The 23,766-nt window shown below is 31.7% G+C and carries 21 protein-coding genes; 2 read left to right on the top strand and 19 right to left on the bottom strand.

Annotated elements, in window-relative coordinates; all coding sequences use genetic code 11:
* Positions 1-76 precede the first annotated feature (76 nt).
* Both Q0935_RS00890 and Q0935_RS00885 read left to right on the top strand, forming a co-directional pair.
* Positions 77-874 (top strand): LytTR family transcriptional regulator DNA-binding domain-containing protein, encoded by a 798-nt coding sequence (locus Q0935_RS00890; protein ID WP_299248076.1) that lies wholly within the window; start codon positions 77-79, stop codon positions 872-874.
* Positions 875-970: 96 nt separating this feature from the next.
* A complete protein-coding gene (locus Q0935_RS00885) occupies positions 971-2,212 on the top strand; it encodes a S41 family peptidase (protein WP_299381550.1) in 1,242 nt (413 codons plus the stop codon).
* A 102-nt stretch (positions 2,213-2,314) separates the two neighbouring features.
* Here the strand turns inward: Q0935_RS00885 and hisIE are convergent, their stop codons facing one another.
* The 19 genes from hisIE to lpxD form a co-directional block, all read right to left on the bottom strand.
* Positions 2,315-2,917 carry a bifunctional phosphoribosyl-AMP cyclohydrolase/phosphoribosyl-ATP diphosphatase HisIE gene (gene hisIE, locus Q0935_RS00880; protein WP_299381547.1) on the bottom strand — a complete coding sequence of 201 codons (603 nt, stop codon included), beginning with the start codon at positions 2,915-2,917 and terminating at the stop codon, positions 2,315-2,317.
* A 132-nt stretch (positions 2,918-3,049) separates the two neighbouring features.
* Positions 3,050-3,805, bottom strand: coding sequence for an imidazole glycerol phosphate synthase subunit HisF (gene hisF, locus Q0935_RS00875; protein ID WP_299382323.1), 756 nt, complete (start codon positions 3,803-3,805; stop codon positions 3,050-3,052).
* Positions 3,806-3,949: 144 nt separating this feature from the next.
* Positions 3,950-4,693 carry a 1-(5-phosphoribosyl)-5-[(5-phosphoribosylamino)methylideneamino]imidazole-4-carboxamide isomerase gene (hisA, locus tag Q0935_RS00870; RefSeq protein WP_299248084.1) on the bottom strand — a complete coding sequence of 248 codons (744 nt, stop codon included), beginning with the start codon at positions 4,691-4,693 and terminating at the stop codon, positions 3,950-3,952.
* Positions 4,694-4,827: 134 nt separating this feature from the next.
* Positions 4,828-5,409 (bottom strand): imidazole glycerol phosphate synthase subunit HisH, encoded by a 582-nt coding sequence (gene hisH, locus Q0935_RS00865; protein WP_299381544.1) that lies wholly within the window; start codon positions 5,407-5,409, stop codon positions 4,828-4,830.
* Positions 5,410-5,496: 87 nt separating this feature from the next.
* A complete protein-coding gene (gene hisB / locus Q0935_RS00860; protein ID WP_299381541.1) occupies positions 5,497-6,636 on the bottom strand; it encodes a bifunctional histidinol-phosphatase/imidazoleglycerol-phosphate dehydratase HisB in 1,140 nt (379 codons plus the stop codon).
* Positions 6,637-6,723: 87 nt separating this feature from the next.
* Positions 6,724-7,755 carry a histidinol-phosphate transaminase gene (gene hisC / locus Q0935_RS00855; protein ID WP_299381539.1) on the bottom strand — a complete coding sequence of 344 codons (1,032 nt, stop codon included), beginning with the start codon at positions 7,753-7,755 and terminating at the stop codon, positions 6,724-6,726.
* 86 nt (positions 7,756-7,841) lie between these two features.
* Positions 7,842-9,125, bottom strand: a complete 1,284-nt coding sequence (gene hisD, locus Q0935_RS00850; RefSeq protein WP_299381536.1) for a histidinol dehydrogenase — start codon at positions 9,123-9,125, stop codon at positions 7,842-7,844.
* 86 nt (positions 9,126-9,211) lie between these two features.
* Entirely contained in the window at positions 9,212-10,069 is an 858-nt protein-coding gene (hisG, locus tag Q0935_RS00845; RefSeq protein ID WP_299248104.1) for an ATP phosphoribosyltransferase, read from the bottom strand.
* A 279-nt stretch (positions 10,070-10,348) separates the two neighbouring features.
* A complete protein-coding gene (locus Q0935_RS00840) occupies positions 10,349-11,161 on the bottom strand; it encodes a prohibitin family protein (protein ID WP_299248107.1) in 813 nt (270 codons plus the stop codon).
* 20 nt (positions 11,162-11,181) lie between these two features.
* Positions 11,182-13,215, bottom strand: a complete 2,034-nt coding sequence (locus tag Q0935_RS00835) for a VWA domain-containing protein (protein WP_299381533.1) — start codon at positions 13,213-13,215, stop codon at positions 11,182-11,184.
* Between the two features lie 49 nt (positions 13,216-13,264).
* Positions 13,265-14,011: a 3-oxoacyl-[acyl-carrier-protein] reductase gene (fabG, locus tag Q0935_RS00830; RefSeq protein WP_299381530.1), complete on the bottom strand. Its 747-nt coding sequence runs from the start codon at positions 14,009-14,011 to the stop codon at positions 13,265-13,267.
* Positions 14,012-14,175: 164 nt separating this feature from the next.
* The gene (locus Q0935_RS00825; protein ID WP_299381527.1) at positions 14,176-17,145 is read right to left on the bottom strand and encodes a pitrilysin family protein; all 2,970 of its coding nucleotides are present in this window, start codon (positions 17,143-17,145) and stop codon (positions 14,176-14,178) included.
* Positions 17,146-17,336: 191 nt separating this feature from the next.
* Complete coding sequence (gene sucD, locus Q0935_RS00820) at positions 17,337-18,209, bottom strand: succinate--CoA ligase subunit alpha (protein ID WP_055437271.1); 873 nt, start codon at positions 18,207-18,209, stop codon at positions 17,337-17,339.
* 117 nt (positions 18,210-18,326) lie between these two features.
* Complete coding sequence (locus Q0935_RS00815; RefSeq protein ID WP_299248122.1) at positions 18,327-18,731, bottom strand: nuclear transport factor 2 family protein; 405 nt, start codon at positions 18,729-18,731, stop codon at positions 18,327-18,329.
* A gap of 1 nt (position 18,732) precedes the next feature.
* Positions 18,733-19,668 (bottom strand): UDP-3-O-(3-hydroxymyristoyl)glucosamine N-acyltransferase, encoded by a 936-nt coding sequence (locus Q0935_RS00810; RefSeq protein ID WP_299381524.1) that lies wholly within the window; start codon positions 19,666-19,668, stop codon positions 18,733-18,735.
* 31 nt (positions 19,669-19,699) lie between these two features.
* Positions 19,700-20,266: an elongation factor P gene (efp, locus tag Q0935_RS00805; RefSeq protein ID WP_299248128.1), complete on the bottom strand. Its 567-nt coding sequence runs from the start codon at positions 20,264-20,266 to the stop codon at positions 19,700-19,702.
* A gap of 102 nt (positions 20,267-20,368) precedes the next feature.
* Positions 20,369-21,154 carry an acyl-ACP--UDP-N-acetylglucosamine O-acyltransferase gene (lpxA, locus tag Q0935_RS00800; RefSeq protein ID WP_055437275.1) on the bottom strand — a complete coding sequence of 262 codons (786 nt, stop codon included), beginning with the start codon at positions 21,152-21,154 and terminating at the stop codon, positions 20,369-20,371.
* Positions 21,155-21,212: 58 nt separating this feature from the next.
* Positions 21,213-22,619: a bifunctional UDP-3-O-[3-hydroxymyristoyl] N-acetylglucosamine deacetylase/3-hydroxyacyl-ACP dehydratase gene (locus Q0935_RS00795; protein WP_299248135.1), complete on the bottom strand. Its 1,407-nt coding sequence runs from the start codon at positions 22,617-22,619 to the stop codon at positions 21,213-21,215.
* Positions 22,606-23,634 carry a UDP-3-O-(3-hydroxymyristoyl)glucosamine N-acyltransferase gene (gene lpxD, locus Q0935_RS00790; RefSeq protein ID WP_299381521.1) on the bottom strand — a complete coding sequence of 343 codons (1,029 nt, stop codon included), beginning with the start codon at positions 23,632-23,634 and terminating at the stop codon, positions 22,606-22,608. The genes Q0935_RS00795 and lpxD overlap by 14 nt, the downstream gene beginning before the upstream one ends.
* Positions 23,635-23,766: the final 132 nt, after the last annotated feature.

Here is a 23,766-nt window from a genome sequence, read left to right as displayed (position 1 = left end):
ACTTAAATATTAAGCATCAATTTCATCCTTTTAGAATTGATGCTTTTTTATTAAATTCGTTTAAAACCAAATACTATTGAAGCTTAAATATCCTTTCGATTCCTCTATAAAACACCACCTCTTAATCGCTTTAGGATTGGCTTTATGGGTTTTTGTGTTTCTTTATTTTACCGAACCTTTTGATGTTAATGAGCTTAATGGAACCGAGAAACTAGTCTATTTACCAGGCTATGGCTTAGTTGCAGCTCTTTTATATATAGGTACACTCCCATTTCAATATTGGATTTATAAAAAAAATAAAAACGTTTGGACGTTTTCAAGCGAGTTACTATTTATCTTCTTTTTTATAATAACGGCAATAGTAATAATTAGGTTATTCTATCTTCAATTTGTGGTCGATTGGCACCCAAATGCTCATAGTTTATTTTACCACATTAAATCAATTATATTACCTGCCATGTTTACCATTTTACCAATAGTTGTTATATGTCGTTTTGGTTTTGGTAAATACAAGCAAAAAAAACTAGAAGATCAGAAAATTGAAATTAAAGGAGAAGGAAACTACGAAAGTTTAAGACTGCTTTTAAACGATTTAATATGTCTGCAATCCAGCGATAATTATATTGAAATATTTTATCTTTCTAATAACACATTAAAGAAAAGTTTAATTAGAAATAAACTATCTGTTATTGCAGAATCTTTTCCCGAATTATTGAGAACGCATCGTTCTTATATTGTTAATCCGTATCATTTTGAACAATGGAAAACAGAAAAAGGTAAACACTCTTTACTACTTTCTAACGCTATTGAAGCTCCAATTTCTAAAACCTACCTAGAAGCTACTAAAGTTGTCCTGAATTTCACCACAGCATAGCATCATTCCATCCCAAAGCACTATTATAATTGAGTTTAAAGCTTATTCTGAAATATCTTTGCTTCAGAAAGTTTAATCATATAAAACCACTTAATTATGAAAAATGTAATCACACTTAGTCTCTTTTTTTTATTCGGAATCGCATTCGCTTTTTCACAAACGGAAACATGTAACTGTAAAACTGATTTAGATTTTATAGTTGAAAAACTGAAAAAGATGCCTTCTTATAAACATCAAATTAAAGGCACTAAAAAAGATGAATTTGAAGCAAGTTACAAAATGCTTTCAGCTAAAATGACGCAACCAATTCCAGTAGAAACTTGTTATAAAATGTTATTAGAACAAATGGTTTTAGTTAACGATGTACACAGCGGCTTAAAATTTAATACCAAATATTTATCTCAAGAAACAATAGATACAGAAAACGGAATTGAAGCCTTTAAAGCTACTAATAAGTTTATAAATCATCCAAAAACAAATCAAAATCTAGAAACTTTAGAAGCCGAATTGTCTCAAAAAGCTATCACAGACTTAGAAGGACTTTATAACTTTAAAGACCAGCAAACTATTGGTGTGTATTATTCTAAAAACAAGAAAGACTTAATTGGTGTGGTTTTAAAAAGCGATTTAAACCAATGGGAAACTGGAGAAATAATTTTTGAAGCAACTTATACAAATGGTAATAAATACAACTTGTTTTATTACCACCCAATAACAAGAACACCAAGCTTTGTTAAAAGCATTTCTTTAGAAAACGGAAGGCTTTGGGCTTACAAAAAAATAGGAAATACAAATAATTTTGAATTACCAATTAAAGATCAATCAAACTGGGAGTTTAAACAACTAACACCAGAAACACAATACATGTATTTTGGTAATTTTAGTTCTTTCAGCAAAAAAAACAAAACAGCTTTTAAAAATTTCTATGCAGACATGAAAACGAAGCTTACAGCTAAAAATGTAATTGTAGATTTAAGAAGTAATGGTGGTGGAAATAGTAAACTGTCCGATCCTTTTTTAAAGTTATTAAAAAAGAAAAACGTGTATATTATAACCAATTGTTTTGCTGGCAGTAATGGTGAACAATTTACCTTAAAACTAAAAGCATTAAAAAATGCTAAACATTTAGGGCAAACTACAAGAGGTATTATTGCTTATGGAATGAATTATGGATACAACTATAATACGCCTTCAGCGCATTTTAATATTACACCAACAGATATGGATTTTAGTAAATATCTAGAATACGAAGGAAAAGGGATTGTGCCAGAATATCCATTAGATTTTAATAGCGATTGGTTAGCACAAACTTTAGAGATTATATCTAAAAATAACTAATAGACATAATGGTTTACGTGGTTCTAATGCACGATTAAACTTTCTAAATACATTAGAATAACTGTCGCTAAATGATTTTAGCGACAGTTTATATTTTATAGCTTACTTCTTCTCTCTTCCCTTTAAAACAGCAACTACATCATTTAATTTAAAGCCTTTTGCTTGTAACAACATTAAATAATGAAATAATAAATCTGCACTTTCACTTAAAAACAAGTCGTCGTTGTTATCCATTGCTTCAATAACAACTTCCACAGCCTCCTCACCTACTTTTTGAGCGACTTTATTAATACCAGATGCAAATAATGAAGCGACATAAGATTTCTCTGAATCACCGGATTTTACTCTACTTTCAATAGTGTTTTCTAATTTTGAAATAAAACCAAAATTCTCAGTATTTTCATAATTCCAGCACGTATCTGTTCCTTTATGGCATGTTGGTCCTTTTGGATTTACCTGAATTAACAACGTGTCGTTGTCACAATCCAGTTTTATATCTACTAAATTTAAAACGTTTCCGCTTTCTTCTCCTTTAGTCCACAAACGATTTTTAGTTCTACTAAAAAAGGTCACTAATTTAGTTTCCTTCGTTTTATTGAACGCTTCTTCGTTCATATAACCCAACATTAATACGTTTTTTGTTGTTGCGTCTTGTATAACTGCAGGTACTAAACCATCTTTGTTTTTATTGAAATCTATATTCATTTTGTTTTATTATTTACGCCAGTTCTAATGAGATTGTGTTTTCTACAATTTAGTATCAAAAGTCATTTTTAAAAGCCTCTCGATACACTTTGTTCATGCTTCACAAATCACTTGAAGTGACATTATGTACAACTATAATCGTACTGCTATATTATTTTCTTTTAATGCTTCTTTTAATTCTGAAATTGGTATTTCTCCAAAATGAAATACACTCGCAGCCAAAGCAGCATCTGCCTTTCCCTTTTTAAAGGTATCCACAAAATGCTGAATCGTTCCTGCTCCACCTGAAGCTATAATTGGAATATTTAATTCTTCAGATAATTTTGCTAAAGCATCGTTTGCAAAACCATCCTTTGTACCATCATTATCCATAGACGTAAACAAAATTTCTCCTGCTCCACGTTGTTCTACTTCTTTTGCCCAATCGAATAAATTTAGTTTTGTTGGAATAGTTCCTCCTGCTAAATGCACAATCCAATTACCATCTACATTTTTAGCATCTATAGCAACCACAACGCACTGACTTCCAAATTTATTCGCCAATTCGTTAACCAATTCTGGTCTTTTTACTGCTGACGAATTTATAGAAATCTTATCTGCTCCGCATTTTAATAAAGCGTCTACATCTTCAATACTCGAAATTCCACCACCAACTGTAAATGGAATATTTACATGTTCGGCAACTTTTAAAACCATATCGTGCATGGTTTTTCGACCTTCTAAAGTTGCAGAAATATCAAGAAAAACCAACTCATCTGCTCCTTTTAAAGCATATTGCTTGGCTAATTCTACAGGATCTCCAGCATCTCGTAAATCGACAAAATTTACGCCTTTTACGGTACGTCCATTTTTAATATCTAAGCAAGGTATTATTCGTTTTGTAAGCATATCTGTCATTCCTGCGTAGGCAGGAATCTTATTAATTATTGTTCTTAATTTTCTTTTCGTAGAAACACTTTTAATTATTCAAGTGTTACATAACTATACTATTACTTTTATTGTGGATTCCTGCCTACGCAGGAATGACAAAAACTATTTATTAATTATATAATTCTCTAATTGTTTTAAGCTAATTCTGTTTTCATAAATTGCTTTACCAATTATAACACCTTCGCAACCTAACTCGGCTAATTTTGGCAACTCATCGAAAGTTGAAATTCCTCCAGAAGCTATTAGTTTTATAGATTCTTCGCTTTTCTCTGAATGACAACCTTTTAAAATACGCTCATACAACTCAAAACTAGGGCCTTCAAGCATACCATCTTTAGAAATATCTGTACAAATAACGTAGCTTACTCCTTTTTCTTGATACTCTTTAATAAACGGAATTACTTTTAAATCACTTTCTTCTAACCAACCACTAATAGCAATGTTTTCGTTATTACAGTCGGCTCCAAGAATAATTTTATCGCTTCCAAACTTAATTAACCATTCTTGAAAAATCTCAGGATTTTTAACTGCAATACTTCCTCCTGTAATTTGAGAAGCACCAGAATTAAAAGCTATTTTTAAATCTTCATCGGTTTTTAATCCACCTCCAAAATCTATTTTCAAGTTCGTTTTAATTGCTATTTGCTCTAAAACCTTATGATTAATAATGTGTTTTGCTTTTGCGCCATCTAAATCTACAACGTGCAAATACTGGATTCCTGCACCTTCAAAAGACTTAGCTACTTCTAACGGACTTTCGTTATATATTTTCTTTGTGTTATAATCTCCTTTACTTAAACGAACACATTTTCCGTCTATAATATCTATTGCTGGTATTATTCTCATAGTTTACCTTCCCGTGAAAAGGGAAATCTGTTTTAATTAATACTTATTCTTTTATTGTGGATTCCGCATCAAGTGCGGAATGACAAAACATTATATCTTACTATTAGATTCTGAAATAAATTCAGAATAACGCCCTAAAGTGCTAAAAAATTCTTCAAAATTTGCTCTCCCACTACACTACTTTTCTCTGGGTGAAATTGCACACCATAAAAATTATCTTTCTGTAATGCAGATGCGTAATTAAACTCATAATTTGTAGTTGCAATTTGCTCGATACACGCTTCGGCATAAAAGCTATGGACTAAATACATAAAAGCATCTTCCTTAATGTCCTTAAATAAAGGTGATTTTAAATCTGAAATAGTATTCCATCCCATTTGTGGCACTTTTACAGCATTTGAAAAACGTTTAATAGCGACATTAAAGATGCTTAAACCTTTTGTATTTCCTTCTTCCGAAGATTTACACATTAATTGCATACCCAAACAAATACCTAAAACAGGTTGTTTTAAAGTTGGAATTAAAGCATCTAATCCTGAGGCTCTAAGCATTTTCATTGCTGAGTTTGCTTCACCAACACCTGGGAAAATCACTTTATCAGCAGCTTTTATTTCTTCTGGATTGTTAGACAAAATAGCATCTACACCAAGTCTTTTAAAAGCAAACTGAATGCTTTTAATATTTCCTGCTCCGTAATTTATTATAACTAGTTTCATTCTTCTGTCATTCCTGCAAAAGCAGGAATCTATTTTTAATTATTTTTAGCTTGTGGATTCCTGCTTGCGCAGGAATGACAAAACTATTTACAACATGCCTTTAGTTGATGGTAAAAACATTTTATTTGAATCGCGTTTTACTGCCATTTTCATAGCTTTTGCAAAGGCTTTAAAAATACCTTCTATTTTGTGGTGTTCGTTTTTACCTTCAGCTTTTATGTTTAAATTACATTTTGCGCCATCTGTAAACGATTTAAATAAATGGAAAAACATTTCTGTTGGCATATCGCCAATTTTTTCACGTTTAAAATCTGCTTCCCATTCTAACCAATTTCTACCTCCAAAATCCACTGCTACTTGTGCTAAACAGTCGTCCATTGGTAAACAGAAACCATAACGTTCTATTCCTAATTTGTTCCCTAAAGCTTTGTTGAATAGCTCACCTAAAGTAATCATGGTATCTTCAATAGTGTGGTGCTCGTCTACTTCTAAATCACCTTTTACTTTAATGGTTAAATCCATTGCGCCATGACGACCAATTTGGTCTAACATATGATCGAAAAAAGATAAACCCGTATCAATATCGTTTTTACCAGAACCATCAAGATTTAGTTTAATGTAAATCTGTGTTTCGTTAGTATTACGTGTAATTTCTTCTACACGATCTTCTAATTTTAAAAACTCATAGATAGCTTCCCAATCTGTGCTTGTTAAAGCGATACAGTCTAAGATTGCTTGTTTAGAAGTTTCAATTTCATCTGCTCCTAACTCAGGATCTTCAGATAGAAAGATACCTTTAGCTCCTAAATTTTTAGCCAATTCCATATCTGTAATACGATCACCTAAAACAAAAGAATTTTCTAAATCGTATTTTTCTTTGTCAAAATACTGCGTTAACAAACCTGTTCTTGGTTTGCGTGTTTCGGCATTTTCATGAGGAAACGTTTTATCTATAAAAACTTCAGTAAAAACAACACCTTCTTTTTCGAAAGCGCTCATTACTTTGTTTTGAGCAGGCCAAAAGGTGTCTTCTGGAAAAGAATCTGTTCCTAAACCATCTTGATTTGTAACCATTACCAATTCGTAATCCAATTCTGAAGCTATTTTAGCCATATATTGAAATACTTTTGGGTAGAATTCTAACTTATCTAAACTATCTAATTGATAATCTACTGGTGGCTCTAATACTAATGTTCCGTCTCTATCTATAAATAATACTTTTTTCATCTTATTTGTCATTCCTGCGAAAGCAGGAATCTATTTTTTTATTGTTAATATGCTCCGGATTCCTGCTTTCGCAGGAATGACAAAACATTATGATATTTCTTTTAATACTTTTATTAATCTGTCATTCTCCTCAGAAGTACCAATTGTAATACGAATACAGTTTTCTACTTGTGTATTTCTATTTCTAATAATTACTTTTTCTTCAATTAAATATTGATACGTTTTATTAGCGTTTTCAACCTCTACGAGTAAAAAATTAGCATCCGTTGGATGTATATTTTTCACTATAGATAATGTACTCAAAGCTTCTTTTAACTTTGTTCTTTCATCAAGAATTATTTGAATGTTTTCGGTAACTGCTTCAAAATTATTTAAGCTTTTTAAAACGGCTTCCTGATTTAAAGTACTGATATTATATGGTGGTTTTACACGATTATATAATTTTATAATGGCTTCGCTTGCATAAGCGACTCCTACTCTAACACCTGCTAATCCCCAAGCTTTACTAAAGGTTTGGCTTACTATTAAGTTATTGTATTTATTAATATTTTTAATAAATGATGCTTGTGCACTAAAATCTATATACGCTTCGTCCACTATAACGATGCCTTCAAAATTTTCTAAAACATATTCAATATCTTCAGGATTAATGCTGTTTCCTGTTGGGTTATTTGGTGAACAGATAAAAATGATTTTTATGTCTTCGAAATCCAAATACGGTTGTAATTGGTTTAGGCTAATTTGAAAATCGTTAATTAACGGTTGTTTTATAATCTCGATATTATTGATATTCGCAGAGACATCGTACATTCCATAAGTTGGCGAAAACGTTAATACTTTGTCTTTTCCTGGTTCACAAAAAATACGAAACGCTAAATCGATAACTTCATCGCTACCATTACCAATAAAAATTTGATTTGTTTCTACTGTTTTAAGTGTAGCTAACTTCTCTTTAATTTCTTTTTGTTGCGGATCTGGATACCTATTTAAAGTTCCAAATGGATTTTCGTTGGCATCTAAAAAAACATCGGCAGTACCTTTAAACTCATCTCTTGCTGATGAATAAGGCTTTAAAGCTTTTATGTTGTCTCTAACGAGGTTGTTTATGTTAATATTCATATTGTTTCTTAAAATGGATTCCTGCCTTCGCAGGAATAACAAAACGTTATTCTTTTATAGATTCTTCTCTGCTCTCTAAATGACAGTTACTTTAAATCCTTCAATCTTAAAGTTACAGCATTTTTATGTGCCTGTAATCCTTCGGCTTCAGCCATTAACTCAATAGTGTTTCCAATATTTAAAATACCTTCTTTTGATATTTTTTGGAACGTAATTGCTTTTGTAAAACTATCTAAATTCACTCCGGAATACGCTTTACTAAATCCGTTAGTTGGTAACGTATGGTTGGTTCCAGACGCATAATCTCCAGCACTTTCTGGTGTATAATTACCAATAAAAACTGAGCCTGCGTTTGCTATTCTATTAACGTATAAATCTTCATTTTCTACGCAAACAATAAAATGTTCTGGTCCATATTCATTTATCATTTCTAAGGCAATGTTATCGTTTTCAACATAAATTAACTTAGAATTCGCTATTGCTTGTGTTGCAATCTCTTTTCTTGGTAGTTCTGCTAACTGCTTTTCAACTTCAATAGAAACTTTTTCTATTAAAGATTTAGAGGTTGATACCAAAATAACTTGGCTGTCTGCTCCATGCTCGGCTTGACTTAACAAATCTGAAGCCACGTAAGTTGCATTAGCTGTATCGTCTGCCACAATTAACAATTCACTTGGTCCAGCAGGCATATCTATAGCGACACCAAACTTAGTTGCAATTTGCTTTGCAACAGTTACAAACTGATTTCCTGGCCCGAAAATTTTATAAACCTGAGGAATCGTTTCTGTACCAAACGTTAAACCTGCAATCGCTTGAATACCTCCAACTTTAATAATTTTAGTAACACCACATAAATTTGCCGCGTATAAAATTTCGTTAGCTACTTTACCTTCTTTATTTGGTGGTGTGCATAACACCAATTCTTTACAACCTGCTATATTTGCAGGAGTTGCCAACATTAGTACTGTAGAAAATAATGGTGCAGTACCGCCTGGAATATATAAACCAACTTTTTCTATTGGTCTTTTTTCTTGCCAACATTGAACACCTTTTACAGTTTCTACTTCAACTTTATCTGTTTTCTGAGCACTGTGAAATGCTTCTATATTTGACTTTGCTTGTTGGATAGCTTCTTTTAAATCTTCTGAAACTAAAGCCGATGCCTTTTCTATTTCTTCAGCAGTAACAACATTTGAAGTCAATTCGCAACCATCAAATTTCTTAGTGTATTTAACAATGGCTTCGTCTCCATTTTTAGATACATCTTCAAAAACCTGATTCACAGTGTTCTCAATATCATCAACCGTTTGTGTAGGCCTTTTTAAAAGGGCTGACCACGTTGATTTGTTTGGGTTTAGTATAGTATTCATATTTATTTTCCGCGAAAGCGGTAATCTTTTTAAATTACTTCTCGATACAATTTCTCGTGCCTCAAAATCACTCGAAGTGACGTTAATTACATTACCATTTTTTCAATTGGACAAACTAAAATGCCTTGAGCTCCTTTGGCTTTTAGCTCATCGATAACATCCCAGAATAAATTTTTATCGATTACCGAGTGTACGCTGCTCCAACCTTCTTCTGCTAATGGCAGTACTGTTGGACTTTTCATTCCTGGTAATATTGAAATAATTTCTTCTAATTTATCATTTGGCGCATTTAATAAAACGTATTTAGAATTTTGTCCTCTTAAAACCGATTGGATTCTAAATTGAATTTTTTGTAATAACGCTTCATTATCATCAGACAATTTTGGAGATTTTGCTAAAACGGCTTCAGATGTTAAAAGCACTTCTACTTCTTTTAATCCGTTTTTAAATAATGTACTTCCACTAGAAACAATATCGCAAATACCATCTGCTAAACCTATATTTGGCGCTATTTCTACAGAACCATTAATAATGTGAAGGTTTGCTTCTATTCCGTTTTTCTCTAAAAATTGATTTACTGTATTTGGGTACGATGTTGCAATGCGCTTGCCTTCTAAATCTTTTAAACTTGATGCATTAGATTCTTTTGGTACTGCAATAGAAACTTTACATTTTGAAAAACCTAAGCGCTCTACAATTGGTAAATCGTTTCCTTTTTCTATTAAAACGTTCTCGCCAATAATAGCAATATCCACAACACCATCTCTTAAATACTGAGGTATATCGCCATTTCGTAGATAAAACACTTCTAAAGGAAAATTTCTAGCCGATGCTTTTAATTGATCTTTTCCATTCTCGATAGAAATACCAATATCTTTAAGAAGCTTCATTGAATCTTCGTTTAATCTTCCTGATTTCTGTACTGCAATTCTTAATTTACTCATTTTCTTTTTTTTTATTTTTCTTATTTGAGCAAATCTTTTGGGAAGTATATAAATACAAAAAACCGTTTGATTAGCTCAAACGGTTTTTAATAATATCTTGATTTTATTCAATACATAATCAGTTCGCTTGAGTGCAAATATGAAAATGATGATGATGTGATTGAATAAAGTTCATTGCTTTTTTTCTGTTTACAAATATTGTTAAAATAAATTTACAATTCCAAATCAATTGTAAAATTATTCTAAATTTTATGTTTTTATTAATAATTCAGCTTTAAATTATTGATTTCCTAAAATTATAGGCATCCCACTCTCTCCTGAACCAATGATAATAACTTTACTGTTAGGTGATTCAGATAATTTAACCGTAGCTTCAATACCTTTATCTTGTAAAATTTTATCTGTTAAAGACGCACTTAATATACGGTTAGACTCTGCTTTACCCTTAGCATCGATAATTACTTTCTCTGCTTCTTTAGAGGCCGTTACTAATCTAAATTCGTACTCTAAAGATTCTTGCTCTTGCTTTAATTTACGTTCAATTGCTTCCTTAATTGTTGGTGGTAATTTTACATCTTCAACTAAAACACGCTTAACATTTAAAAATTGTCCTTCTAATAATTTAGTTACTTCGTCTAAAATTTCTTGCTCGATTACATCACGTTTACTAGAATACAATTGCTCTGGTGTGTAACGTCCAACAACACTTCTTGCTGCTGCGTTTATTGCAGGATCTAATAATTCGCGCTCGTAATCTTGTCCTTTAGTTTGAATTAACTTTCCTAAATTTTCGTATTCAGGTTCATACCAAATCGTTCCATTTACTTTAACCTCTAATCCATTTACAGACAATACATTCATTTCGTCTGAAATTGATTGCTGACGCACTTTACGCACAATCATATCATTCCAAGGTGCAACAATATGAAAACCTTCTCCGTATGTTTTATCTGTATTAATACCATCTCCTAAACGCTCAAAAATAACACCTCCCTCTCCTGGACCAATAGTTACTGCAGATTTTACTACTAAAAATAGTAGTAAAACTATTCCTACTATTACAGGTAATCCTAATTTTGGTAATTTCTCCATTTTCTCTTTTTTGTTATTATTTATATTAATCCGTTATATTTTCTCATAAACCACTCTATTGCAAGCGTTAATGCTATTAGCGCAAGAAGGTATTTCCAATCGATTAAAGGTACAATATTTTTACTGCTTTTCTGTATTGGTTTGTAACGTTCATCGTTAGTTAATTCTTTTATTAATGATTCGTAATTATCAATAAAATAGCTACTTCCATTACTTTGACTTGCAATGGTTTTTAATTTTGAAACATTAGCATTTAAAAACTGCTGCTCGATATTGTATTCTAATATTTTAAAATTACCCGATTTAGAAATGTTTTCGCTTGTTGCTTTTACTGTAAAGGCATAGTCTGAAGCTGGTAAGGTACTTAAGTCTACTTGGTAGTTATTATTTTTTAGAATAAAAGGAATCGTTTTAGACGTTTTACTAACCTTGTCTGTTACAGTAATATTTAAACTCTCGTTAGCATCAAACTCGTAGTTTTTATTAAAAAACTGAGCAGACACTATTATATTACTACTACCTTGGTAAAACGATTGGTAATCTAGGTTTAATCTGTTTTTACGTTTATTAGATGCTAAATACTGTATTAATTTTCCTGTAAAATTATCGAAAGCATTAAAACCATCTGTATTAATAAAACTTTGGGCTCTCCATTTCCAAAGGTTTTCGCCAAACAAAACTGCTTCTCGCCTTTCGTTAATTTCGAAAGTTGCTAAAAGTGGTTCTTCAGTATTTATAGATCCTACTTTTTTATAAAGAATACTTTCAAAAGGAACCGAAAAAGTAGGTTCTCCAAAATTAGCAAGTAAAGGTGGAAATGATTCGAAATCTAAATCGTCCACAATAAACGAACTGTAATTTACATTTAATACGGGTTGATAATCTTCGGTTTGAGAAGTTATATCATGTTGGTAATATTCGCTAACCGAATTCAAGAAATTGAAGTCCGTTTTAGGTCCTGCAATTACAAATTTATTTTTATTCTGAAGCTTTAAAGCATCAAACAAAGACTTAAATGAATTATTTGGATCAAACAACACAACTAATTGCAAATCATTTAATTGACCAATAGTTTCTTGTGGTTTTAAAAACACCACTTCACGCTGCTCGTTAGTTTCAATACTCTTTTTAAGCATTCCTAAATCTGGATGTAAAACAGAGCTAACAATAGCTACTTTTGTTTTTTCATCTACAACTTCAACTGCAAAATTCTTAGAATTATTTACTTTGTTTTTTTCTGTAGCAATAGGAATTAAAGATGCCCTGTAACTTTTTACGCCAACACTATTTGCTGGTAAAGTGAAGTTTAAAATTTTAGAATTATCGTTTTCCGAAAAACTTAAATTCCTAGAATACACTGTGTTTTTTCCTGATGTTACAACAAACTTTGTGCTTACATTTTCGTCTCCATTATACACTAAAATAGCTTCTATAGGAAACTTATTCTTTAAGAACGCATACTTATTAACGTTAAGTTGCTTTAGTTTTAAATCGGAATAACGCGTGGTATCACCAACAACTATTGGATAAATAGGCTGATTGTATTTGTTAGCAGCATATTCGTAATCGTTTCCGTAGGTTTGATTTCCATCACTAATAATAATGGTTGGAGACACTGTTCTTTTATAAACTTGACCTAACTCCTTAAAAGCCTTATCTATATTGGTTTGATGCTCTGTAAATGACAATGAATCTGAAGCATTAAGCGTGTTTCCAAAAGAAAATACATCAATATTAAATTTATCTTTTAGCGTTTTATCTTCTTTAATACGTTTTACTACACTAGTAACATTCTCCTCTTGGTTAAAGTATTTTATAGAATTAGAATTATCTATAGCTACTACCAAGTTTGGTTTTTCGTTATAAACGTTTACTTGTTCGAACTTAGGATTGATAAGCAATAATAAAACTCCGAAAATGCTTAAAAAACGAAAAAAAGCAAAAAGTGCATTCTTTTTAGATGCACCTTTTGCTTTGTATTTATATTGGAACAATGCTAGTAAAAGCGCTATTATTCCTGCTAATATTATATATATAAGAGTTTCAGAACTCATTAAGTTTTATAAAATTGTTATGAGATTCTTGCCTAAGCAGGAATTACAATTATGTTAACATTCCTCCATCAACATTCAACGTCTGTCCTGTAACATAAGCAGACATATCACTCGCTAAAAATACGCAAACATTAGCGATATCCTCTGGAGTTCCACCACGTTTTAGTGGAATTGCATTACGCCATGATTTTACAGTTTCTTCATCTAACTTTGCAGTCATTTCAGTTTCAATAAAACCTGGAGCGATTACGTTACTTCTAATATTTCTAGACCCTAATTCTAAAGCTACAGACTTAGAAAAACCAATAATACCAGCTTTAGATGCTGCGTAATTTGTTTGTCCGGCGTTTCCTTTAACACCAACAACAGAACTCATATTAATTATAGAACCTTTACGCTGCTTAAGCATTGTACGCTGCACCGCTTTTGTCATGTTAAAAACAGATTTTAGGTTTACCTCGATTACTTTATCGAAGTCAGCCTCACCCATTCTCATTAATAAATTATCTTTTGTAATTCCTGCGTTATTAATTAAAATATCGATGCTTCCAAATTCAGTTAAAACATCTTCAGCTAATTTTTGAGATTCATCAAAATTTGCTGCATTACTTTTATATCCTTTTGCTTTAACACCTAAAGCATTTAATTCTTTTTCTAATGCGTTAGCTGCTTCTACAGAAGAACTGTAAGTAAATGCAACATTTGCACCTTGTTGTGCAAATACCTCTGCGATACCTTTTCCAATACCTCTACTTGCTCCTGTAATTATAGCTGTTTTACCTTCTAAAAGTTTCATAAAAAATGGTTTAATTCTATTTTCCGATGGTTTTCGGAGTATTAATTTTTAGTATTTCAAATATAGTAATTACTATGTTCTTCAGAATAAAAAAACCTCACAAATTAAAGTATTTGTGAGGTTTTAATAATGAATTCCTGCTTGTACAAGACTCTTAAGATTTCTTACATCTTAACGTCTTCTGCTTTTTCATAATTAAATAAATGATCGACATCCATTTCTTGTACTTCACCTAATTTCTCAAGTGCTTTGAAATCAATATCTTTTTTATTTCCAATAACCATTACATTATAATCTTCTCCTTTAATGTTGTTGTTGAAGAAATCACGTAAATCTGCCATTGTCATGTTTTGAATAGCATTATACATTTCTTCACGATTATCGTTATCTATTCCTAATTTTTGAAGTCTTTCGTAACTCCAGAAAATATTAGACTTTGTAATACGCTGTGCTGCTAACTTCTTTAATGTTGCTTCTTTAGCTGCATTAAATTGCTCTTCTGCCTCAGGCATGTCGCTCATTAAATCCATCATCGCTTCTACAGCTTGAGGCATTTTGTTTGCTTGCGTTCCAATGTAAGCCATTACATAATTAGCATCGTCTTGTTTACGTGCTGTAGAGTAATTAGACCATGCAGAATACGCTAAAGACTTAGATTCACGAATTTCTTGAAATACAATTGAAGATAAACCACCTCCAAAATAAGTATTAAACAATGTAGAAGCTGCCATGTTTTCTGCTTTAAAAGGTTCTCCTTTTGCTAAAAACATCATTTCACTTTGCACCATATCATAATCTACAAAATACACATTACCACCAGTTTCTTTTTCTTCGTAAACTGTTGCTTCTGGATATTCTACTAACTTATCTGATACTTTATGAAAAGTATTTAAAGCTGTTACCGCTGCATCTACATCTTTTCCGTAGTAAAAAATACGTTGATTATAGTTTTTTAAATCCTTAGTTAAATCTACAAGCTCTTGAGGATCTATTTTTTCTAATTCGCTAACAGAAATAATATTTCTTAATCTTGAGTTCTCTCCGTATTTAGCATAATTTAATAAACCAGAACGCAGAATACTACCTTTACTTGTTTTGTTATTTTGTCTTCCTTTACCAATTGACTCTACATACTTACCATAAGCCTCTTTATCTGGCACTGCATTTTCCCAAAGATGCTCTAATAACTCTAATCCTTTTGGTAAGTTTTCTTTTAATCCGCTTAAACCAACAAACGTTTGCTCTCCTCCTGTATTTACAGAATAATCGATTCCTAATTTGTAGAATTCTTTCTTTAAAGCTTCAGCCGAATATTTCTCTGTTCCTAAATACTCTAGGTAACCAACTGCTAAACCTAATTTTTTATCGCTATCACTTCCCATGTCGAAAATGATATTCATAGTAAACAAATCGTTAGTTTCATTTTCAATATATGAAACACTTAAACCACTATCTGTTTTCTTTTCTTTTATAGCTGAAGCATAATCAACATATAAAGGTGCTAATGGCTTAGATTTTTTAGCATTAAATGCTTTTATATAATCTGAAGATTGATCTCTATTAAGTTTAACTGGTGTTATACCTGGATTAGATACTTTTACAATATTATTATCTTCACCTTTACGTTTATAAGTTACTACGTAATTATCTTTATAGAACGTATTTGCGAAATCTACTAATTCTTGTTTTGTGATTTTCTTTAAATCGTTTAAGAAACTTACTTTATGATTCCAATCTACTCTATGAATAAAAGCATTAAAATAAGCTGAAGCTAATGCTGTGCTATTTTCATACTCTTGAAGTTGTGACTTTTTAAGATCGTTAATTACAGCATCCATCATCCAATCTTCAAACTCACCTTTTTTAAGTTTTTCAATTTGACCTAAAATTAGCTCTTTAACTTCATCTAAAGACTGCCCTTCTTTTGGAGAACCCGAAAAACTATGGTAACCATAATCGTTCAAAAAAGTTGGACTACATCCAGCTCTTTGCACCAGTTGTTTCTGATTTAGATTTAAATCTATTAATCCTGCATTTCCATTAGCCAAAATCATATCGCAAAGCGTTACTAATTTTTCTTCTTTAGTATTTATCGCCGCAGCTCTGTATGCTATAGAAATACTCTCTGATGTTGGTCCGAAAACCTCTGTAGTTAATACTTGAGTAATTGGTTGCTCTTTTGGTAACGTAGGATGTATTACTTCTTTACGTTTTAATTTTCCAAAAGTTGCTTCAACTTCTTTAATAGTCGCATCGAAATCTAAATCTCCAACTAATACCATTGCCATATTATTAGGCACGTAATATTTATCGAAATAGTTATTAATATCAACTAAAGAAGGATTCTTTAAATGCTCTGCAGTACCAATAGTTTTTTGCTGACCATATGGATGGTTAGGAAACAAACCGTCTAACATTGCAGCATAACGCTTTCTTCCGTCGTTATCTTGACCTCTATTAAATTCTTCGAAAACAGCTTCTAATTCCGTATGAAATAAACGTAATACTAATTTACCAAAACGCTCTTCTTCTAATGCTAACCACTTACTAAGCTCGTTTGCTGGAATTTTATTTTTATAAACAGTCTCTTCATACCAAGTATGTGCGTTTGTTCCTGTTGCTCCAAGAGAACTCGTCATTTTATCATACTCATTTGCGACAGAATAGTTAGATGCCTCTAAAGACACTTTATCTATCTCGCGATATAATGCAATCTTCTTATCAGGATCTTGCTCAGCTCTATGCTGCTCGTATAAATCTGAAATTTTATCTAAATACACTTTCTCCTTCTCGTAGTCTATAGTTCCAATTTCATCTGTACCTTTAAAAACCATGTGTTCTAGATAGTGTGCTAAACCTGTAGATTCTTTAGGGTCGTAGTTAGAACCTGCTCTTACAGCAATGTAAGTTTGTATTTTTGGCTCATCTGTATTTTTACTCATATACACTTTTAGACCATTGTCTAAAGTATATAAACGTAATCCGGTTGGATCGTTTTCAACGGTTTCGTATGTAAATCCGTTAGCATCTTTCTGACTTTCTACTGCGTAAGCCATTGTTTTGTTGTCTTCTTTTTTACAACTGTAGACTAAAGCTACAAGTAAAAGAATAACAACCAATCTTAAATTTCTCATTGTAAAGGTTTTTGGTTGATTGTGTTAATATTTGTGGTTATAAGCCAAACTAAAGATTCGTTTTAAAATACATCAATGCTATAAAACGAAAAAGTTCGTTAGCTAATGTACAGCCAACGAACTTATAACGTTATTATATTATATATATTTTAACAGAATTTAACTGTTAAAATACTGAACTACTTAAAGTCTTATCCTAAAACTTCTTTCACTTTTTTACCAATCTCTGCAGGAGAATCTACAACGTGAATACCACATTCTCTCATAATAGCTTTTTTAGCTTGAGCAGTATCATCACTTCCTCCAACAATTGCTCCAGCATGTCCCATAGTACGACCTGCAGGTGCAGTTTCACCAGCGATAAAACCAATAACTGGCTTTTTAGATCCACTAGCTTTATACCAATTAGCAGCATCAGCTTCTAATTGACCACCTATTTCACCAATCATTACTACACATTCAGTTTCTGGATCGTTAATTAACAACTCAACAGCTTCTTTAGTAGTTGTTCCAATAATTGGATCTCCACCAATACCAATTGCAGTAGTAATACCTAAACCTTGTTTTACAACCTGGTCTGCAGCTTCGTAAGTTAATGTTCCAGATTTAGAAACAATACCTACAGTACCTTTTTTGAAAACGAAACCTGGCATAATACCAACTTTAGCTTCACCTGGAGTAATAACTCCTGGACAGTTAGGTCCAACTAATCTACACTCTTTACCTTTAATATAATCTGATGCTTTGATCATGTCTGCAACAGGAATACCTTCAGTAATACAAATAATTACTTTAATTCCTGCATCTGCAGCTTCCATAATAGCATCTGCAGCAAAAGCAGGTGGTACAAAAATAATTGTTGTATCTGCTCCAACTTTAACAACAGCTTCTTCAACTGTATTAAAAACTGGTCTATCTAAATGTGTTTGTCCTCCTTTTCCTGGAGTAACACCACCAACAACATTTGTTCCGTACTCAATCATTTGTCCAGCGTGAAATGTTCCTTCACTACCAGTAAATCCTTGAACTATAATTTTTGAATCTTTGTTTACTAAAACGCTCATTTGTATGTTTTTTGTCCCATTGTCTTTTCAGACATTTCCCAAAGGGAAACAAAAATGGAGTTGTTTTTATTTATCTGCCACAAAAGTAAGTTTTTGATAGCTATTTTTTAAATGTATTTAAATTTTTATTTCAGAAAAAGTAGTTAAATTTTCTACGCTTTCATCTAATCTCTGACTAATCTCATAACCTCTATACATTTTACCGTCTTTTACTTCCCATATTGAGATAAAATGCGCCAAAGGCTCTTCTTTAAAAGGTCTTTCTATTGTTGTACAATAAATAGTATATCTAGCCGTAACAGTATCTCCATCTTCTAAAAGATGACTTAATCTATATGCAAATGAAAAATAAGACTCTTTAACTCCTTCAAGTTTTTCTGATATCTCATCTTTATTTAACGTTGTAAAACCCTGACTGCTATTCCAATGCAAAACACAATCATCATGAAACATGTTGATTATATCTTCATCCTTGGCTAAATTAGAATCATAAAACGCTTTAACAACTTTTTTAGCAGACATATTATTTGTTTTTTAATTGATCTATAATATTAGGAATCTGCTTAACATAAGCCAATTCTTTTAATTTAACTCTTGCTTCTTCAATAGGAGTACCAAAATAGCTTTTTCCACCAGCAACAGATTTTGTAACACCTGTTTGACCAAGAATAACTGCTTTTTTGCCAATAGTAATTCCACTATTTGTACCTACTTGTCCCCAAATAGTAACTTCGTCTTCAATAATACAACATCCTGCAATACCTACTTGAGAAGCAATTAAACATTTTTTTCCAATAACGGTGTCGTGTCCAACTTGTATTTGATTATCTAACTTAGAGCCTTCACCAATAATTGTATCTCCTGTAACGCCTTTATCTATAGTGCACAACGCACCAATATCTACATTGTCTTTTATAACAACACGGCCTCCAGAAATTAATTGATCGAAACCTTCCGGTCTGTTTTTATAATAAAAAGCACTTGCACCTAAAATAGTTCCAGAATGTATAGTCACATTATTACCAATAACAGCATCGTCGTATATGGTAACATTAGCATGAATAACACAATGATCTCCAATTGTTACATTGTTACCAATAAAACAGTTAGGCTGAATTATAGTGTTCTCTCCTATTTTAGCTGAAGCTGAAACACTACTGTTTGAAGCCTGAAATGGCTTAAAATGCTTAGTTAACTTATTGAAATCACGAAAAGGATCGTCACTTATTAAAAGTGCTTTACCTTCTGGACAATCTACATCTTTATTAATTAAAACTATAGTCGCAGCAGATTGTAGTGCTTTATCGTAATACTTTGGATGGTCTACAAAAACAATATCTCCTGGCTCTACTACATGAATTTCATTCATTCCTAAAACCTGAAAATTATCTGCTCCAACATAATCACAATCGATTATTTGAGCAACTTGTTTTAGAGTATGTGTTTTAGGGAATTTCATTCTTTAATAAATAGGTGTTAATTGTGTAAGATTACTCTTTAACACGTTCTTTATAAGTTCCTTTTGTTGTTTCAACCTTAATTTTATCACCTTCATTTATAAATAAAGGCACGTTTACCTCTGCTCCTGTTTCAACAGTAGCTGGCTTTGTTGCATTGGTTGCTGTATTTCCTTTTACACCTGGCTCTGTAGCTATTATTTCTAAAATAACAGTTGCAGGCAATTCTACAGACAATGGCATATTGTCTTCTGTATTAATTTGAATGGTTACAACCTCTCCCTCTTTCATTAATCCAGGATTATCTAAAGCAGATTCTAGAAGTCTAATCTGTGTGTAATCTGATTCATTCATAAAATGATAAAATTCACCATCATTATATAAATATTGAAACTTATGAGTTTCCACACGAATATCTTCTAACTTATGTCCTGCTGAAAAAGTATTATCTAATACTTTTCCGTTAGTAACACTTTTCATTTTAGTACGAACAAAAGCAGGACCTTTTCCTGGTTTTACATGTAAAAATTCAACAATTTTATAAATATCATTATTGTATTTAATACATAATCCGTTTCTTATATCTGAAGTAGTAGCCATATTATTATTTATTATTAAGTCTTTTATTATTGATATAATTCTAAATTTTAGAATCTATTTTCAATCATTAAATCGGTCTTCTTTATTCTTTTGTATCAAAAATTAATTTGATTTGAAATAACCTTTCATTATACCACGATGAGAGTTCTTAATAAACTGAAGAATCTCGTCGCGTTCTGTGGTTGCTTCCATCTCTGCCTCTATAATACCAGCGGCTTGTGTATTGTTATAATTTTTTTGATATAATATTCTAAATATATCTTGAATCTCTCTAATTTTTTCTGTCGTGTATCCTCTTCTTCTTAATCCAACAGAATTAATACCTACGTAAGATAAAGGTTCTCTACCCGCTTTTACAAATGGTGGCACATCTTTTCTTACTAAAGATCCTCCTGTTACAAAAGCATGATTACCTACAGAACAAAACTGGTGTATTGCTGTCATACCTGCTAATATAACATAATCACCAATAGTAATGTGACCAGCAAGTGTACTGTTATTTGAAAAAATACAGTTACTACCAACAATACAATCGTGCGCTATATGGCAATATGCCATTATTAAGCAATTATCACCAATTACGGTTTTCATTCTATCTGTTGTTCCTCTATTTATGGTAACACATTCTCTAATAGTAACGTTATCTCCAATAATAGTTAAAGTATCTTCATCATCGTACTTTAAATCTTGAGGCACTGCAGAAATTACAGAACCAGGAAAAATACTGCAATTTTTACCAATACGAGCACCTTCCATAATGGTTACATTACTCCCTATCCAAGTTCCTTCTCCAATAGTAACGTTATTATATATAGTTGTAAAAGGCTCAATAACCACATTTTTTGCGATTTTTGCTCCAGGATGTACGTATGCTAAGGGTTGGTTCATTTTTGTAATATTTGTTTTGAAAGGTAAAATCTGTAAGCGGTTAACGTTACTAATATTCTTATTTTATTTTAGATATTTGCGCCATCAATTCTGCTTCAGCACATAATTTTCCATTAGCGTAAGCATAACCTTGCATATGGCAAATACCTCTTCTAATTGGTGTTATTAATTCACATTTAAAAATTAATGTATCACCAGGAACAACCTTTTGTTTAAATTTAACCTTATCCATTTTCATGAAAAATGTTAAATAATTTTCAGGATCTGGTACAGTACTTAATACTAGAATACCTCCTGTTTGCGCCATCGCTTCTACAATTAAAACACCTGGCATTACTGGAGAACCTGGAAAATGACCTTTAAAGAACTCTTCGTTCATGGTTACATTTTTCATTCCAATAACCTTACTGCTTGTTAATTCGAAAACCTTATCTAATAACAAGAATGGTTGCCTATGTGGCAACATATCCATTATTTGGTTAACATCCATTAAAGGTGTTTGGTTTAAATCTACAGCAGGAACATTGTTACGTCTTTCGTTTTTAATTAACTTAGACATTTTTTTCGCAAACTGTGTGTTTACAAAATGTCCTGGTTTATTAGCAATTACTTTTCCACGAATTCGTGTACCAATTAAAGCTAAATCTCCAATAACATCTAATAATTTGTGTCTTGCAGCTTCGTTAGGATGATGTAAAGTTAAATTATCTAGTATACCATTAGCATTTACTGCAATAGCATCTTTATTAAAAGCAATTTGAAGTTTTTTCATTGTTTCTGGAGATAATTCTTTATCTACATAAACAATAGCATTATTTAAATCTCCACCTTTAATTAATCCATGCTCTAGAAGTGATTCTAGTTCATGTAAAAAACTAAAAGTACGAGAATCTGAAATTTGTTCTTTAAAATCTGATAAACGATTAAGAGTTGCATTTTGAGTACCTAAAACTTTAGTACCAAAGTCTACCATTGTTGTTACTTGATATTCTTTAGCCGGCATTACTAATATCTCACTACCACTCTCTTCGTCTACATAAGAAATAACATCTTTTACAATATATTCTTCGCGAAAAGCATCTAACTCTACAATTCCAGCCTTTTCAATAGCTTCAACAAAGAATTTTGAAGAACCGTCCATAATAGGAGGTTCAGAATTATCTAATTCTATAATTGCATTATCAATATCTAAACCAGTAAATGCTGCTAAAACATGCTCGCATGTTTGAATAGTAACACCGTTTTTCTCTAAACAAGTACCACGTTGTGTACTCGTTACGTAGTTTGCATCTGCTTCGATTACTGGACTACCTTCAAGATCTACACGTTTAAAAGCAAATCCAGAGTTTGCTGGAGCTGGTTTAAAAGTTAAAGTAACATCTTTACCTGTGTGTAATCCTACACCAGTCAAAGAGACTTCATTACTTATCGTTTTTTGTTTGATTTCCGAATTAACTATTGCCATTTCCTTTTTTTTCTAGTGCGTTAATAGTTTTAACTAGTTTTGGTAAGTTTTTAAAGTAAACATAAGATTTATTCCAGTCTCCATAGCCAAAAGCCGGAGAACCTTGTAATATATCGTTGTCTTTAATATTTTTTCCTATTCCAGACTGTGCTTGTATTTTTACATTATTCCCAATTACTAAATGTCCTGCAAAACCAACTTGACCACCTATTTGGCAATTTTCGCCAATTTTAGTTGATCCAGCAATACCTGTTTGTGCAGCTATTACTGTGTTTTTGCCAATTTCGACATTATGTGCAATTTGAATTTGATTATCTAACTTAACACCTTTTCTAATAATTGTAGAACCTAATGTTGCTCTATCTATAGTAGTTGCAGCTCCTACGTCTACAAAATCTTCCAAAATTACATTTCCTATTTGTGGTACTTTATCATACTCTCCTGCTTCATTTGGTGCAAAACCAAATCCGTCTGCTCCTATAATAACACCGGAATTTATGACGCAATTTTTACCTATAATACATTCTGAATAAACTTTAGCACCTGCAAACAATACCGTATCGTTATCAATAACTACATTATCACCAATGTAACATCCTGGAAATATTTTAACATTATCACCTATTTTCACATTGTCTCCAATGTATGAAAAAGCACCAACATAAATATCTTTACCTACTGTCGAGGATTCTGAAATAAACGATGGTTGCTCGATTCCAAACTTATTAAGTTTTACTTGATTATAGTATTCTAAAAGTTTTGAAAAGGATTTATAAGCATCGTCAACTTTAATTAAAGTTGTTTTAATTTCTTGCTCAGGCTCAAAATCTTTATTTACAATCGCAATAGATGCTTTTGTACTATATATATAAGGAGTATATTTTGGGTTAGCCAAAAAGGTTAAAGCACCTTCTACGCCTTCTTCTATTTTTGATAATTTAGAAACTTCCGCTTGTGGGTTACCAACTACGTCGCCTTCTAAAATACCAGCTATTTGTTCTGCTGTAAATTTCATCTCTCGCAAAAATAGAAAAAATGTATCATATAACGTGAAAACTTCTAAAGTTGTTTACTGCTTAGCTTATGTCGTGATTAATTTAATGTTTTATCTGCATTAGTTTAATCTATTAATTAAGTTAAAAAACTA

Origin of the sequence: uncultured Lacinutrix sp. (assembly GCF_947500605.1) — a bacterium.
Lineage (GTDB): Bacteria > Bacteroidota > Bacteroidia > Flavobacteriales > Flavobacteriaceae > Lacinutrix.
This window is presented reverse-complemented; position numbering and strand designations above follow the sequence as displayed.